At 43.5% G+C, this 15,907-nt stretch carries 18 protein-coding genes and 1 tRNA gene; 3 read left to right on the forward strand and 16 right to left on the reverse strand.

Features of this window, described 5'->3' with window-relative positions; all coding sequences use genetic code 11:
- Positions 1-167 precede the first annotated feature (167 nt).
- Positions 168-238, forward strand: a tRNA-Cys gene (locus D8862_RS03975).
- A gap of 138 nt (positions 239-376) precedes the next feature.
- Here the strand turns inward: D8862_RS03975 and D8862_RS03980 are convergent.
- The 11 genes from D8862_RS03980 to D8862_RS04030 all read right to left on the reverse strand — a co-directional run bounded on the left by D8862_RS03980 (position 377) and on the right by D8862_RS04030 (position 9,168).
- A complete protein-coding gene (locus tag D8862_RS03980) occupies positions 377-1,708 on the reverse strand; it encodes a hemolysin family protein (protein ID WP_125448780.1) in 1,332 nt (443 codons plus the stop codon).
- Positions 1,709-1,847: 139 nt separating this feature from the next.
- Complete coding sequence (locus D8862_RS03985; protein ID WP_125448781.1) at positions 1,848-2,672, reverse strand: DNA/RNA non-specific endonuclease; 825 nt, start codon at positions 2,670-2,672, stop codon at positions 1,848-1,850.
- A 40-nt stretch (positions 2,673-2,712) separates the two neighbouring features.
- Positions 2,713-2,907 (reverse strand): DNA-directed RNA polymerase subunit beta, encoded by a 195-nt coding sequence (locus tag D8862_RS03990; protein ID WP_000977280.1) that lies wholly within the window; start codon positions 2,905-2,907, stop codon positions 2,713-2,715.
- Positions 2,894-4,174 carry a UDP-N-acetylglucosamine 1-carboxyvinyltransferase gene (gene murA / locus D8862_RS03995; protein WP_125448782.1) on the reverse strand — a complete coding sequence of 427 codons (1,281 nt, stop codon included), beginning with the start codon at positions 4,172-4,174 and terminating at the stop codon, positions 2,894-2,896. The genes D8862_RS03990 and murA overlap by 14 nt, the downstream gene beginning before the upstream one ends.
- Positions 4,175-4,197: 23 nt before the next feature.
- Positions 4,198-4,428 (reverse strand): DUF1146 family protein, encoded by a 231-nt coding sequence (locus tag D8862_RS04000; RefSeq protein WP_009444432.1) that lies wholly within the window; start codon positions 4,426-4,428, stop codon positions 4,198-4,200.
- A gap of 55 nt (positions 4,429-4,483) precedes the next feature.
- Complete coding sequence (locus tag D8862_RS04005; RefSeq protein WP_125448783.1) at positions 4,484-5,521, reverse strand: SepM family pheromone-processing serine protease; 1,038 nt, start codon at positions 5,519-5,521, stop codon at positions 4,484-4,486.
- Entirely contained in the window at positions 5,505-5,993 is a 489-nt protein-coding gene (coaD, locus tag D8862_RS04010; protein ID WP_125448784.1) for a pantetheine-phosphate adenylyltransferase, read from the reverse strand. Before coaD ends, D8862_RS04005 begins: the two co-directional genes overlap by 17 nt.
- A complete protein-coding gene (gene rsmD / locus D8862_RS04015; RefSeq protein ID WP_125448785.1) occupies positions 5,983-6,522 on the reverse strand; it encodes a 16S rRNA (guanine(966)-N(2))-methyltransferase RsmD in 540 nt (179 codons plus the stop codon). The genes coaD and rsmD overlap by 11 nt, the downstream gene beginning before the upstream one ends.
- Before the next feature lie 64 nt (positions 6,523-6,586).
- Positions 6,587-7,579: an aspartate--ammonia ligase gene (asnA, locus tag D8862_RS04020; protein WP_125448786.1), complete on the reverse strand. Its 993-nt coding sequence runs from the start codon at positions 7,577-7,579 to the stop codon at positions 6,587-6,589.
- A gap of 110 nt (positions 7,580-7,689) precedes the next feature.
- Entirely contained in the window at positions 7,690-8,373 is a 684-nt protein-coding gene (locus D8862_RS04025; protein WP_125448787.1) for a Bax inhibitor-1/YccA family protein, read from the reverse strand.
- Positions 8,374-8,427: 54 nt separating this feature from the next.
- A complete protein-coding gene (locus D8862_RS04030) occupies positions 8,428-9,168 on the reverse strand; it encodes a TrmH family RNA methyltransferase (RefSeq protein WP_125448788.1) in 741 nt (246 codons plus the stop codon).
- A 33-nt stretch (positions 9,169-9,201) separates the two neighbouring features.
- Between D8862_RS04030 and D8862_RS04035 the strand changes: the two genes are divergently transcribed.
- Together D8862_RS04035 and yidC are read left to right on the forward strand one after the other, a co-directional pair.
- Positions 9,202-9,480 carry an acylphosphatase gene (locus D8862_RS04035; protein WP_038804579.1) on the forward strand — a complete coding sequence of 93 codons (279 nt, stop codon included), beginning with the start codon at positions 9,202-9,204 and terminating at the stop codon, positions 9,478-9,480.
- A gap of 77 nt (positions 9,481-9,557) precedes the next feature.
- Positions 9,558-10,478, forward strand: a complete 921-nt coding sequence (gene yidC / locus D8862_RS04040) for a membrane protein insertase YidC (RefSeq protein ID WP_125449151.1) — start codon at positions 9,558-9,560, stop codon at positions 10,476-10,478.
- Positions 10,479-10,551: 73 nt separating this feature from the next.
- On the opposite strand, the gene pflA is transcribed toward yidC, so the two are convergent.
- The 5 genes from pflA to D8862_RS04065 all read right to left on the reverse strand — a co-directional run bounded on the left by pflA (position 10,552) and on the right by D8862_RS04065 (position 15,906).
- Positions 10,552-11,346 carry a pyruvate formate-lyase-activating protein gene (gene pflA / locus D8862_RS04045; RefSeq protein WP_038804580.1) on the reverse strand — a complete coding sequence of 265 codons (795 nt, stop codon included), beginning with the start codon at positions 11,344-11,346 and terminating at the stop codon, positions 10,552-10,554.
- Positions 11,347-11,463: 117 nt separating this feature from the next.
- Positions 11,464-12,720: a diaminopimelate decarboxylase gene (locus D8862_RS04050; RefSeq protein WP_125448789.1), complete on the reverse strand. Its 1,257-nt coding sequence runs from the start codon at positions 12,718-12,720 to the stop codon at positions 11,464-11,466.
- A 66-nt stretch (positions 12,721-12,786) separates the two neighbouring features.
- A complete protein-coding gene (gene purR, locus D8862_RS04055; protein WP_002874197.1) occupies positions 12,787-13,614 on the reverse strand; it encodes a pur operon repressor in 828 nt (275 codons plus the stop codon).
- A 104-nt stretch (positions 13,615-13,718) separates the two neighbouring features.
- Positions 13,719-14,660 carry a 3'-5' exoribonuclease YhaM family protein gene (locus D8862_RS04060; RefSeq protein WP_125448790.1) on the reverse strand — a complete coding sequence of 314 codons (942 nt, stop codon included), beginning with the start codon at positions 14,658-14,660 and terminating at the stop codon, positions 13,719-13,721.
- On the reverse strand, positions 14,650-15,906 hold the full coding sequence (locus D8862_RS04065; protein ID WP_185760832.1) for a DNA recombination protein RmuC: 1,257 nt from the start codon (positions 15,904-15,906) through the stop codon (positions 14,650-14,652). The genes D8862_RS04060 and D8862_RS04065 overlap by 11 nt, the downstream gene beginning before the upstream one ends.
- Position 15,907: the final 1 nt, after the last annotated feature.

Here is a 15,907-nt window from a genome sequence, read left to right on the forward strand (position 1 = left end):
TGCTATCTATCAAGTCATAAGGCAAACTTAATGCCCATAAAGCCTGATTTTCAGGTTTTCTCTCCCCATTTTTCTATCCAGTCAGAAAGGGCAGGCTTCTAAATTGGATTTTCGATTAGGAAACTATTGACGTAAAATCATTTTCAAGGTATAATAATAAACGTTGAGGCGGTATAGCCAAGTGGTAAGGCACGGCTCTGCAAAAGCTTGATCGTCGGTTCAAATCCGTCTACCGCCTTTCAGTACCTGAAATAACAGGAATTAACCGAATGAAAAGCCCGTAAATCGGGCTTTTTTGTTTTTTTCTTCGGATAAAAATAAGGATAACTTTGAAAATCTTTTGGGCGAATAAAAAACAGTGACGAAAATCACTGTTTTACTCGGTTTCTTCTTCGGGTTCTATTTCGGTGATTTGAACTTTTACCTTGGTAACACGCCCGTTTTTCACCTTATCATTGGTTAGGATAATCTGCTTGTTTTGGCTGACTAATTCATAACTAATTTTTTCAGTTGTTGGGATCGTACCAACACCCGTCAAATAATAACCGGCGATGGTATCCACATCATCGCTTTCTAGTTCGACACCAAAGTAATTATTGAAGTCGTTAAGATTCATGGTTCCCTGTGCAATATAGGTGTCTTCACCGATTTGATGGACTTCGATTTCTGCCCTATCGGTCTCGTCATCAATCTCACCGACAATCTCCTCCAGCAGGTCTTCCAGTGTGACCAAACCAGCCATACCACCATATTCATCGAGCAAAATGGCCATTTGTCTTTGGGTATTTCGCAATTCTTTTAGCAAGTCATCCACAAAAATAGTTTCAGGGACAAAGAGTGGATCTTGTAAGATCTTCTTCCAGACAATATTTTCAAAGCCATCTGCATAGGCAGCGTTTAGCAAACGCTTGGTATGAATCAAACCAATCACATTGTCCTTATCCCCATCATAAACAGGGATACGTGAGAAATTTTGCTTTAGAATACTTTGGATAATCGTTTGACTATCATCCTGAATATCCACCATAAAGGCATCTGTCCGAGGAACCATGACTTCTCTCGCCATCAGCTCATCTAGAGAGAAAATCCCTTGTAACATCTCAATTTCGTCTGCGTCCAAGGTTTCCTCGCTCTTAGTCAACATGTACTCTATTTCATCACGTGTCATCTTTTCATCAGCATCATCAAAGGTCATTGGCGTCACACGACTCAATAAATTAGTTGAAGCAGATAACAGCCAGACAAAGGGACTTACAATCTTCCCAAGACCAATAATAATTGGTGCTGTTCGAATCGCCAAAGCATCTTTCAGATTGAGGGCAATCCGCTTAGGATAGAGCTCACCAAAAACAATGGAGATATAGGTCAAGATTGCCAAAGAGAGAAAACTTGCAATGGCGTAAGCCGTCTCTCCGCTTCCCATCCAAGATGCGATCACTTGTCCAAGGGTATCCGCCAATTTGGCCCCTGACAAGATGGTAATCAAGGTGATACCAACTTGAATCGTTGATAAAAAGTGATTAGGATTTTCAAGTACCTTTAACAAACGACCGTAACGTTTGTCTCCCTCTTCTGCCTTTTGCTCTACTCGGGCACGATTTAGTGACACCATCGCCATTTCGGTGGCTGAGAAAAAGGCATTTAAAAAGGTCAATACAACTAAAAGTACAAATTGCAGTAACAAATCCTGACTGCTCGGGTCTTCCATGGTCTTTCTCCTAAAATAGTATCTTGTGTTCCATTATATCATAAATCGGCCTAGGAATCACATTATTTTCTAATTTATACAATCGCTCCCTTATCAATGACGGACAAGGGAGCAATTTTTGTTCTTTTGTAGATTGTTTCTAGTTTGTCACCGTGACTTGACCTGTTCGGTAATCAAGCTGGATCCCCTTTTGAACATTGGGGATTAGGACATTGAATTCCAACTCGCCATCCGAAGACTTGGCTTCGATTTGTGAAGCGGATGGAACTAGATCCTCATTCGTAGCATAGTGGAGAGTTACCCGATAACGGACTCTCTTATTCTGGTCCAAGGCTTTTCTGACCAAACTCTCATAGTAGTTCTGACCTGTCGAATCCTCAGCCTGCGCTTGGTTTGCCCAAGCTGTCTGGACTGCAATGTTCTTGGGATTGCTGGTAGAAGCATCAAAGCCATCTAATCCACCTATCAAGGCATAGCCCAGCAGGTGTCCTCTATCAACTGCATGTGTGTAGGCCCCCTTTAGATTCTTGACCTGATGCCACCCTGGTGGAGTCCAAGAGGTGGATCCATTTCCAGTCTCTTCACGATTCTTATACTGACGAGTCGCTTTAGATAAGATGGCATTGGCAACAGTTGGGACGGTCTCTTTTCCGACTGGCTTTGTTTTATTATCCGCATAGGGTTTACTAGAAACCTTGGCATCTAAATTGGTTTTATTGTCATTGACAACAAAGGCACCTGCCCCATTCCACTCTAGACCACCCTTAATTTGGTTTTTGATTGACTCAGTTAAGACACTTTCAGCCAACTCCTGACTGGGAGCTTCTGAAGCTTGTTTTTTCTGACTAACTTTGGTTTTAGGCGTGTTTGATGTCGACTGCATCTGCTTGATATAATAGCTTCCAGCAGCCAAGAGTAAGAATATAAGTAACCCTACCAGGGCCTGTCTCGTTTTTTTGTTCATTTTTCTCCTTATTTCTTTATAAAAAGACTGGTCTCCCAGTCTAATTTCCTGTAAATTTGCTAATCAATTCTTGCCATTTCGCTGGAGACAAGATAGCCCATGGATCCTGTCCCTTTCCAAGGATGCCATAGCCAACCATCAAGCCGATTCCTAAAGCAAGAAAGCCTAGCAATAGTACGATAAAAATCAACAGTAAGCGACGGAGTACATAGCGTAAGTTTTTATTCTTCATCATTTACCTCGATTCGCTGAATCTTCGCTCCTAGCTGAGCTAACTTTTCATGGAAACGGTAGTAACCTCTGTCAAGGTGGACTAATTTACCAACAACTGTCTCACCTTGCGCTACCAAACCTGTCAGAATCAAGGCCGCACTGGCACGAAGGTCCGTTGAGAGAACTTCTGCTCCCTGTAAAGCCTGTCCCCCAACAATACGAGCTGTGTCACGGATAATCTCTGAGTGCAAGCCCATACGGCGCATTTCCTCCAAGTGTTGGAAGCGATTCTCAAACACAGTTTCCACCATGGTGGATTCCCCTTTTGCGACTGTCATCAGAGCTGTGAATTGCGCCTGCATATCTGTTGGGAATCCTGGGTGTGGTAAAGTTTTTACATGAACAGCTTTGAGATTTTCCAGTTGAGAACGGACACGAATACCTTCCGACTCCTCCGTCACCTCAACTCCCATTTCAAGAAGTTTGGCAATCAAGGGGCGATTATGCTCCCAGACTGCATCTCGAATGAGGACATCGCCACCAGTCATGGCTGCCGCAACCATAAAGGTTCCAGCTTCGATACGGTCCTGTACCACATTATGAGTTGTTCCATGGAGTTCCTTGACACCAGTCACTGTAATTGTTTCGGTACCAGCTCCCTTGACCTTGGCTCCCATTTCATTAAGAAGGATAGCAAGGTCAACAATTTCCGGCTCACGCGCAGCATTTTCAATCACTGTCATACCATCAGCTAGAGTCGCTGCCATCATCAGGTTTTGTGTTGCGCCGACACTAGGAAAGTCCATGTAGATATGAGCGCCGTGCAGGCGTTCTGCCTTGGCTTCGATGTAACCAGCTGCCTGAGTGATTTTTGCCCCCATAGCTTCCAAACCCTTGAGGTGGAGGTCGATCGGACGACTCCCGATGGTGCACCCCCCTGGCATGGATACCTTGGCATGGCCTACACGAGCAAGGATTGGTCCCAAGACAACGATGGATGCTCGCATCTTGCTGACATACTTGTATGGAGCTTCCTCAGTGATATCACCAGTCGCATCAACCTCGACAACATGTGCTTCCTCATCAAAGTCCACCTTGGCATTCAGACCACGAACTACTTGATTCATGGTGAAAACATCTGACAAGATTGGGACGTTCTGCAAGACTGTCTTACCCTTGCTTGCTAGAATAGTCGCTGCCAACAAAGGCAAGACTGCATTCTTTGCTCCCTCGATCGTCACACTCCCGACCAGACGATTATCTCCGCCTTGAACCACAATTTTTTCCATAGTTGTTTCCTTTACTTTTGATTTTATAATAGTCCTCTAAGTGCTTCTTGCCACAGTTGGTACAAACTGATAAAGAATGAACTCAAGATGTAGCCCATTACAATGCTAAAGAAGCCTACCAACAAACGAACCTTTTTTGTGTTAGTAGCGGTCACTTTTAAAACTTTTTCCCATCTCACAAGATCCTTCAAAAGGTAAAAACTCAAATAAATAAAGAGCATGTGACTACTTAGAGTGAATAATAATTGAACCATTTGACTATTATACCATCTTATCCGCTTGCGCGCTAGTTTTCAATTTTTCTACGAATTAGGGATTGTTTTTAAGGTAATCAATCGCATCCTGCAAAGTCTTAACAGGAACGATTTTCATCTCTGTTTTGATCGTTTTAGCAGCTTCTAGGGCTGTTTCATAGTTGCTTTTCGCATTGGGATCTGCTTTTTTTGCTTCCTCGGTGACTGGATTGTCAGGAGCAAAAAAAATGTTAGCTCCCTGACGAGAGGCTGCAACCACTTTTTTGTCAATTCCACCGATGTCGCCAACATTTCCATCGCGATCAATGGTTCCCGTTCCCGCAACGACGCGACCATTACGCAGACCTGGATCTGCTATCTGGGTGTAGATAGCTAGACTAAACATGAGACCTGCACTTGGTCCCCCGATACCAGCTGTTGAAAAACGAATTGGAACGTCACTTGTCACTTCCGTACGGTCAATCAAGCCAATCCCAATTCCGTTTTTCCCGTTTTCGAGAGTGATAATTTTACCTTCAGCAGACTTGACTTTTCCGTCTTCTTCATAGGTTACTTTGACAGTGTCCCCTAATTGTTGAGAGTTGACATAGTCGACCAACTCTTTTGAACTGTCAAATGTTTTGTCGTTAACAGCCGTCACGGTATCTGCAATGTTCAGAATGCCCTTAAAAGTTGAATTGTCCGTCACGGTCAAGACATAAACTCCCAAATACTTGAGTTCAATATCTTTTCCAGCCGTCTTTAACCCTTGATACTTGGCCATGTTTTGAGAAGTTTGCATGTAGAACTGATTGATCCGCATAAATTCTGCATCAGTAGAGCCACCCGTAGTCTCCTGAGCGCTTCTAATATCCGTAAATGGAGTCAGCCAAGCATAGACAAGATGCGACAGGGTTGCATGCCGAATACCGACTGTTACAAACTGGTAAGCCCCTGCTTCTATATCTTCTGTTTCATTGACTTTCAAAACTTGACGAATATCTTCCGCTCCACCTGGAACTTCTATGTAGTAAGGTAAAGGTACTACAAAGGCCAAAAACGTCAATACTAGCGCTAGGATGGCATATAAGGGCCATCTAGTTTTTTTCTTCATGTTCTAATTCCTCCACAACACTGTTTGGGACATATTGCCGAATCTCCTGACCAAACTTCAGGAGCTCTCTCATGGCTGACGAGCTGATATAGAGATGCTCTGGGCGACTATGTAGGTAGACAGTCTCAATCTCTGGAGCCAGTTGATGATTGTAGTAATCAAAACTAGCCTCATATTGCAAGTCTGCGGCATTCCGCAAGCCACGGACAAAGGTCTTAGCACCAAGTCTTCTTGCAACTTCGACTACCAATTCATCATGAGAAGCCAGCACCTCTACATTACCTAAATGTGCTAGGGCTTTTTCAACTGCTCGTTTGCGATTTTCAACGGGGAGAAAACCTTGTTTGTGGGGATTGTAGAACACCCCGACATAGAGCTTATCAAAGAGTTTGCTGGCTCGCTCAATGATATCCAGATGTCCATTTGTCATCGGATCAAATGAACCTGTAAATAATCCAATTTTATCTGACATAGACTGTCACCTTACTAATCCCATATATTTTTTCCTTCCAGATGCCTAAGCAGGCGATTTCTTCTGGGAGTTCTACAGACTTATCGGTTTCGCAGACAACCATGACTTCTTCGGAGAATAGATTTCTCTCTGCCATTTTTTCGATATCTGCAACTATTTGTTCTTTTGCGTAGGGAGGGTCTAAAAAGACCAGATCAAAGGGACCTGTCACTTGCTCCAAGGCCCGTTCAGCCTCCATCTTTAAGAGCTGAAATTTAGAAACTTCCTTGGTCATCTGGATATTTTCAGTGATGACAGCTTGTGCCTTTCGATCCCGTTCTACTAAAACAGCATGGGACATGCCTCTTGACACAGCTTCAATAGACAGACCGCCACTGCCTGCATAAAGATCCAAGACACGACCACCCTCAAAATAAGGACCAATCATGTTAAAGATAGCTCCTCTCACCTTATCAGATGTCGGCCTAGTCGTCTTGCCTTCTAGCGTCTTGAGGGGACGCCCTCTGTAGATTCCTGATACGATTTTCATACCGTTTATTATACCAAATTATGGGCAAAAAGAGAAAGAAAACCGAACCTTACGGTTCGATTCCCTACAAGATATTTTCGTACGTATCGCGGACTTCTTGCGGCCAAACACTAGTCTGAACCTCTCCGATGTGTTTCTTACGAAGAAGGAACATGGCCATCCGAGACTGTCCAATCCCCCCACCGATAGTCAGTGGAAAGAGCCCGTTGAGCAAGGCTTTATGCCATTCCAGCTCAAGTCTATCTTCATCTCCTGTAAGGGCAACTTGGCGGCGAAGGGTATCTTCATCTACCCGAATCCCCATTGAGGAAAGTTCAAAGGCACAGCCAAGAGGTTCATTCCAAACTAAGATGTCCCCATTCAGTCCCTTGTATCCATTCTCAGACTCTGTGGTCCAATCATCGTAGTCAGGCGCACGGCCATCATGAGGTTTCCCATCAGGCAATTCCCCACCAATACCAATCAAGAAAACTGCACCAAACTCTTTACAGATTGCATTTTCACGCTCTTTTGGTGTCAAGTCCGGGTAACGTTCTACCAACTCTTCTGTATGGATAAAGGTGATTTGTTTTGGCAAGATCGATTCGATATCATAGCGAGCTTCTACTGCTAGCTCTGTCAGACGAATAGCCTTGTAAATCTTTTCAACTGTTTCTTTAAGATAAGCGATATTACGTTGTCCGTTTGGAATCACTTTTTCCCAGTCCCACTGGTCTACATAAACAGAGTGGGTCGCATCAAGTGAATCTTCGTCTGGACGAAGGGCCTTCATGTGAACAAACAGACCCTCACCCTCACCGAAACTAAAACGAGCCAAGGTATGGCGTTTCCATTTAGCAAGTGAATGAACGACCTCGTAGGTTTCATCTGGAATTTGCAAGACCTTCACAGTTACTGCATTTTCAACACCTGAAAGGTTATCCTGCATCCCATCGCCGACCCTACTCAAGATAGGACCTTGAACTTCGACAACTTCTAACTTATCTTTCAAATACTGGGTAAAAGTGTTTTTGACAAAGGAAATTTCTTCTTGTTGCTGGATAAAACTTTTCTTCATAGGCTACTCCTCAAAAAATTAATTAAAAGCATTATACACCTATTTCCAAGAAAAGAAAAGGGTAAATAAGAAAAAGTCAGTGCTCTTTGGAACACTGACTCTATAGACTTTTAATCGTTTCGACCAAAGATGCGTAAGATGCTAAGGAAGAGGTTGATAAAGTCTAGGTAAATACTGAGTGCCATTGAAATGACCCAACCTGTCGCTACTTGCCCTCGTGACTGCTCATAAACATAGCGAATCTTTTGGTTGTCCCAAGCAATCAAACCAGAGAAAACCAAGACCATGGCTACGCTAATCATGTAGTCAAAGAAGCCACTAGCCAAGAAAATATTCACGACCATAGCAATAATTAACCCGACAAGCGCAGCCATCAGAGCTCGACCCATTCCACTCAAATCTTTCTTGGTGAAAATTCCGATTGCCGCCATGACAAAGAAGAGTAGGGCACTGGATACAAAGGCTGACAAAACTGTTCCCGGCGTGTAGAAAGCTACGACAAAGCTAAGTGTGAAGCCATTCAGTAGGGAGTATACTAGAAATACTGGCAGAGCTGCTGGGCTATTTTTTGCAGCCATGCTACTTGCAACAAAGACCAGACCAAGTTCTGCAAAAGTTGCAATCATCAACCAGAGACGGCCATGCATTAACAAGTAGATCAATTGGGACTGAAAGACTGTCAACATCAAAGCTGACACCAGAGCTGACAGACCAATCCCAAGCCCCACAAAGGCATAAACCTTAGCGTAAAATTGATTGAGACCTGAACGTTCTTGAATAATTGTTTGATTCATTCTGATTCTCCTTTTTCTATAAATATGTCTTGATTATAACAAAGATTTTATAAATTAGCTGAAATAAAACATCAAAATGCCTGCTGCAACTGCCACGTTGAGACTTTCTGCTCGGCCTTTCATGCCAATGTGAACCAGCTGATCAGCACTCTCAGCCATGACAGAACTAATCCCCTGTCCTTCATTTCCCATGACTAAAGCAAAGTTTTCTAAGGGAGAAAGCTCACGATAGTCCTTGGATTCTTTGGATAAGGTCGTTGCTAGAATGGGCATAGCAGTCTTCTTAGCCTCTTCTACAAAGGAAGCAAGAGACATCCGATAGATGGGCAAGTGAAAATGACTGCCTTGCATAGAACGCAGGGTCTTGAGACTGTAAATATCCGCTGACTTGTCTGAAACAATGACCCCTGTAAAACCTGCAGCATCCGCAGTCCGAATCATGGTACCCACATTACCAGGATCTTGGACATCTTCTAAAAATAAAAACTTTCCCTGATGGAGATCAGGCAGTCCAACTTCTTCTTTTTGAATAACTGCGACAATCCCTTGAGGGGTTTGCGTATCTGCTAAGTCCCGCAAAATCTCCTCTGAAACCCAGACAGTTTGAGGAAAAGCAGCTAACTGATCTCGGTGACTTTCCAGAGCAAAGATTTTCTCAATCCTCACCCCAGCTTGAACAGCTTCTTCAAACAAGTGCCAGCCTTCAATCAAATAGGCAAACTTTCGATATTTTTTTTGATGCAATTTCTTGGCATTTTTCACCACAGAATTGGCTTTTGAGGTTATAATAGTCATAGAAACATTATAACACAATTAAAGGGGGTTAGTATGCAAAAGGTTAGAATGATTGCCCAAGGTAGAGTGCAGGGTGTTGGTTTTCGCTGGGGCGTTTATACTCTAGCGCTTGAAATCGGTGGCATCACTGGTCGTGTCTGGAATAACGACGATGGTACAGTGGAAATTCTCGCTCAGACAGACTCCTCTGCCACTATGGCAAAATTTATCCAAGAAATCCGAAAAGGCCCTACACCTTTCTCAAAAGTCACCTATCTAGATGTGCAAATGAGTAATTTTTCATCCTATTCAGACTTCAAAGTCGCAAATTAGGTCTCCAGAACTATTGTATATTTTACAAAAAAACAGTAGAATAGAAAGGTATAATTTTTAAAGAAGGAATGAAAACATTGAAATCTATTAAACGTTTTGCCCTCTCTGCTATGGGAGTTGCTATGCTACTTATCTTGACAGGCTGTGTTTCTGTTGATAAAACGACTGGAGAACCGACTGGATTTATCTGGAACACCATCGGAGCGCCTATGGCAGAGGCCATCAAATACTTTGCTAATGATATGGGACTTGGTTTTGGGATGGGGATTATCATCGTCACCATTATCGTGCGTTTGATTATCTTGCCACTCGGTATCTACCAATCGTGGAAAGCGACGCTTCACTCTGAAAAGATGAACGCCCTCAAACACGTGCTTGAACCACATCAAACACGTCTCAAAGAAGCAACAACTCAAGAAGAAAAACTTGAGGCTCAACAAGCTCTCTTTGCCGCCCAAAAAGAACATGGTATCAGCATGCTAGGAGGCGTCGGATGTTTCCCTATCTTGCTCCAAATGCCTTTCTTCTCTGCTATCTTCTTTGCTGCCCAACACACTGAAGGAGTTGCTGGTTCTAACTTCTTGGGAATTGATCTTGGCTCACCAAGCATGCTCCTCGTAGCCTTTGCAGGTATTCTTTACTACATCCAATCTCTCCTCTCGCTTCATGGAGTAGAAGACGAGATGCAAAGAGAACAACTTAAGAAAATGATCTATATGAGCCCACTCATGATTGTTATCTTCTCCCTCTTCTCACCAGCCAGTGTGACACTATACTGGGTTGTCGGTGGTTTCATGATGATTCTCCAACAGTTTATCGTCAACTATGTCGTTCGTCCAAAACTTCGTCAAAAAGTACGTGAAGAATACGAAAAGAACCCTCCGAAAGTCAGCCCTTCTGCAGGTGCAAGAAAAGACGTGACTCCTAAGCAGCCTCAAGCGATCACGACCAATAAGAAAAAGAAAAACCGCAACTCTGGCAAACAACGATCTAGATAAGACTCAAAAGGCTTAGCTGAAAGGCTGAGTCTTTTTGCATCACAAAAGCCCGATGTCTCCATCAGGCTCCTTTTTATCCATGAACACGTTTCATGTAGTCTTGGTAACTTTCTGTATCCATCAATTCCTTGGCATTCTTAACGCGATCTGCTGTTGGAGGTTTTACCCCTTCGAGCGAATAAGGAATTCCCAATTCACGCCATTTGAACTCACCCATAGTATGATAAGGAAGAATTTCAAACTTATCAACATTTTTGAGGGTCTTGACAAACTTACCGAGTTCGATCAAGTCCTCATCTCTATCTGTCAAGCCTGGAACCAATACGTGGCGAATCCAAACAGGTTTTCCAATATCTGATAGGTATCGGGCACAGGCCAAGATGTTCTTATTGGTTTGACTGGTTACAATCTTGTGCTGTTCTTCGTTGATTTCCTTGATATCCAAGAGAACCAAATCTGTCACAGCCATGAGTTTATTAAACTTTTCGAGATAACGTGGTTTATTACGGAATGGAAGGGCACAGGTGTCCAAGGTGCAGTGGATTCCTTTTTCCTTGGCCTTGGTAAAGAGGGCAATTAGGAAATCAATCTGTAAGAGAGCTTCTCCACCACTGACAGTGATACCACCCTTGTCTCCCCAGAAACCACGATAACGAAGGGCTTCTGTCAAGACATCGTCTACTGTCCGTTCGCGTGATTTATTGGTCTCCATAGCCCATGTGTCCGGGTTATGGCAGTACTGGCAACGCATGTGACAACCTTGCAAAAAGACAATAAAACGAATCCCAGGACCATCTACCGCCCCAAAACTCTCTGTCGAATGCACCATTCCTGTCACTTGTCCATAGTCAATTGTTTCTTCAGACATATCGTCACCTTCCTTGAAACCGTTTTATAGTTTTATTATATCACGACTTGAGGGAAAAACAAGATTTTTGTCTATTTTTTAGAAAGCAATCTGTTTTTCACTTTCATTTTCATTTTTTTAATGATCGGGTTCAAAATCAAAACCATACAAGGTTGCGAAATAGTCCTCAGGGCGCTCTGCACGGCGGATTTGGCGGGCTTTTCCTTCTTCGGTATAGAGGATTTCTGCCGAGCGTAGTTTGGCATTGTACTGGTAACCCATGGAGAATCCATGTGCACCTGTATCATGAATCACCAGCAAATCACCGATTTCTGTATGAGGTAGTTCGCGATTAATGGCAAATTTATCATTGTTTTCACAAAGCGATCCAACCACATCTACGACCTCCACTGGTCCGTCTGGTTGCGTGAGATTGCTGATATGATGATAGGCGCCATACATGGCAGGACGCATGAGGTTGACGGCTGAGGCATCTACACCCAGATAGGTACGGTAGGTTTTCTTTTTATGAGTGACTTTTGTGACGAGAACTCCGTGAGGTGCCAACATAAAACGACCCAATTCGGTAAAAATCTTGACCTGACCAAGTCCTGCAGGTGTGAGGACTTCTTCATAAACCTTACGCACCTCTTCACCAATCATCGCAATATCATTTGGCTCCTGGTCTGGACGGTAATTGACACCAATACCACCAGAAAGATTGATAAAGTCTAGCGAAATGCCCAACTTTTCCTTGATTTCAACAGCCAATTCAAAGAGCTGACGTGCCAACTCTGGATAATAGAGATGGGTGACAGTATTGGATGCTAGGAAAGAGTGAATCCCAAAAGTCTTAGCTCCTTTTTCCTTTAAGATGGCAAAAGCTTCAAAGAGTTGATTCTTGGTCATGCCAAACTTGGCTTCCCCGGGATTGTCCATGATATCTGTTCCTAGCTCAAAAACGCCTCCAGGATTGTAACGACAAGAGATGATTTCTGGAATGCCTGCCGCTCGCTCCAGATGTTCAATGTCTTCAAAAGCATCCAAGTTAATGGTCGCACCTAATTCATGGGCATAAGCGTACTCTTGGTCTGGGGTATTGTTAGAAGAGAACATGATCTCAGAACCAGGAAAATCCAGTTTGTGGCTCATCAAGAGCTCTACATAACTGGAACAGTCCACACCACAACCTTCCTCTTTGAGGATTTTCAATATGGCGGGGGTTGGAGTGGCCTTGACTGCAAAATATTCTTTGAATCCCTTATTCCAAGAAAAGGCCTGGTTGACTGCTCGCGCTTTCTCACGAATCCCCTTCTCATCATACAAGTGAAAAGGAGTCGGGAACTCTGCAACAATTGTTTCTAAATCTTCTCGGCTGATAAATGGTGTTTTCATAAGCTTCCTTCTATTCTGTTTGCAAAGAAAGGCTGGGACAATCGTTCCAACCTTTAGTTCTATCTCTTATTTGTCTTCGTCAAAGATATTTCCAATCTCAACATCGATGGATTGGTTCTTAACATCAATATTGGTTACTTTCAAGAGTGACTTGTAATCGAACTGCTTTTCACGTTCTTCTTGGGCATTGTCTGCAAAGACTGCGACACCAGCTAGTTCAGAATCGAACTCACGCAAGAGACTAATCATCCCGTTGACAGTTCCACCACCTTTTAGGAAGTCATCCACAATCAAGACACGACTGCCTGCCTTGAGGCTGCGTTTTGAAAGGAACATTTTCTCAATACGGTCACCGCTTGAACCTGATACATAGTTGACGCTGACCGTTGAACCTTCAGTGATTTTCAAGTCACGTCGCACAATGACAAATGGAACGTTGAGGACATTGGCAACTGCATTTGCAAGCGGAACCCCTTTAGTCGCTACTGTCATGACGGCATCGATTTTTTGGTCCATAAAGCTCTTGGCAATGATACGCCCAATATTTTTCAAAATGGCAGGTGTACTGAGCAAATCAGATAGGTAGATGTAGCCACCTGGCAAGATACGGTCGCTTTCTGAAAGTTTGTCACGCAAGTCTGCGATCATTTCTTTGGCTTCATGGCTCGAGATTGATGGTGTAAAGATAACGCCACCACCTGCTCCAGTCACAGTCTGAATATGGCCGATTTCGATTTCCTCAAAGGCACGCTTGATAATCACGATGTCCTCTGAAATCGATGATTTAGCAGATTCGTACTTTTCTGCAAAAGTGTTAAGACTTGTTAGTTTGTATGGATTATTAATCAAATAGTTGGAAATGACAACCATCCGATCACTTCTTCTTAATTTCATTTTTATTTACCATTCCATTTAATTTTGATATTTTATCCATTATACCATATTCACATAAAAAAACGAACATTATTGCGTAAAAAATGCTCGTTTTTCTTAAATCATTAATCTAAATCTGGTTTATAGAAGGAACGATTGTCCATAGCGAAAATTTTATTGGTCATCTCTCCTTTGTCCACCAAAGCCAGAGCTGTTGACATCATCATCATGCTAGCATCTAGATTGTCAATCATATGAATAATCTCTGCCTCCATAATGCGTGGACGGACTGGACTTCCATACTCCAGCAAGCCATGATGACTGAGGATGGCATGGCGCAGTAACACCACTTCTTCTCTAGTATCATCGATGCCGAGTTCCATGACTGTCTTGGTAATTTCGCTATCGATGAGGGCTATATGGCCGATGAGATTGCCTCGCACTGTGTACTCCGTCTGGTCTGGTCCCGTCAACTCAATGACTTTAGCCAAGTCATGCAGCATAATCCCCGCATAAAGGAGGCTCTTGTTGAGCTGAGGATAGATTTCGCTAATGGCATCTGCCAAGCGCACCATGGTCGCTGTATGATAGGCCAAACCCGTTTCAAAGGCATGGTGGTTGGTCTTGGCAGCTGGATAGGAGTAGAATTCCTTATCATACTTGGTGTAGAGATTTCGAACAATTCGTTGCCAAACAGGATTTTCAATTTTGAAAATCATTTGCGACATGTAGTCACGGATTTCCTTGACATCAACTGGCGACTTAACCTTGAAGTCAGCTGGATCATTGGGTTCCTCAGGCTGAGGCAGGCGGAGAGTAATTTGATTGACTTGAGGAGTGTTGTTATAAACTTCTCGACGTCCCTGCATGTGGACTACTTTCCCTGCAGTAAAGGCCTCAACGTTATGAGGTTGGGCATCCCAGAGTTTTCCTTCAATCTCGCCACTATCGTCTTGGAAGGTAAAGGCTAGGTAGTTTTTCCCAGCTCGTGTCTGTCTCAGGTCAGCTGATTTAATCAGGTAAAAACCTTCAAACAGCTCATCTTTTTTCATGTGACTAATCTTCATATTCTTCCTCATCTTCTTGGAAATGGAGTAAATCAAGCGCAGGCTCACCTTCTGATAACTCAATGTGACGGAGCGTCCGCTCGATAGCTGTAGTACGACGGTTTAATAATTCATCAATATTGCCAGAGGCATGTTGGAGATGCTTTTGTGCCTTGACCAGAATGCCTCCGAACTTGCCAAACTCGGTCTTGACGCTGGCAAGGGTCTTGCTGATATGGTCAGCACTCTTTTGGATATTGAGAGTCTTGAAGCCAACTGATAGGGAGTTAAGAAGGGCTGACAAGGTACTTGGCCCCGCAACAATAATCTGCTCCTCCCGTCTCAAATCATCAAAGAAGACCGGATTGCGGACGATTTCTGAGTAGAGTCCCTCTGTCGGAACAAACAAAACTCCAAAATTGGTCGTTCTTGGCGGTGCTATGTACTTGCTCTTGATATCCTTGGCAAAGCGCTTGACGCTCATTAAGAGCGACTTGCGACAGCGTTCAATCTCGTCCTTATCACCTGCTTCATAGGCTTCTTCTAAGCGGTAATAATCCGCCAGTGGAAACTTGGAGTCAATCGGTAAGTAGACATAGTCCTGGTCGCCTTGGCCAGGCAACTTGATGGCGTATTCCACACGTTCACTGGAATTTTCAACCGTTGCAAATTCTCGTTCGTACTGGACTGGTGTCATGATGTCTTCGATGATCTGCCCCAGTTGCAATTCACCCAGAATTCCTCTCGTTTTGGTCCCAGAGAGAACCTTGTTAAGTGCACCGACATCACGGGCAACTGTCTGCATTTCTCCAAGGCCACGATTGACAGACTCCAGTTGCTTGGAAACTGTCTCGAAGGAAGCCTGCAAGCGTGTCTGCAAGGTCTTTTCCAACTTTTCCTCGACCGTTTGGCGCATTTGTTCCAAGCGTTGCTCATTTGATTCTTGCAGTGCTTGGAGACGTTGGTCGGTCTTATCTCTGGTTTGAAGGAGATTCTCGTTCATCTCCTGTCTAACTTGAGTCAGGCCTTGGTGCAACTCCATTCGCACTTCTTGCAAACGGTCACTGACAGCCACTTCCAAATCTTTTTGATCTAGCTGACTGGCTTGCCTAGCTTGTTCAAAGCGATAATCCAGTTGATCTGAAAGATTGTCTGCCTGATCCTCCAAGCTCTTGGCTAGGTACTTGTCTTGTTTATCTTGCCTTTGCCAAATGAGAAAGAGTCCAGCTAGGTTGGCAATTAATAATAGTAATAATACAGTCTCCATC

It is taken from the genome of Streptococcus oralis (assembly GCF_003942585.1).
Taxonomy (GTDB): Bacteria; Bacillota; Bacilli; order Lactobacillales; family Streptococcaceae; genus Streptococcus; species Streptococcus oralis_BE.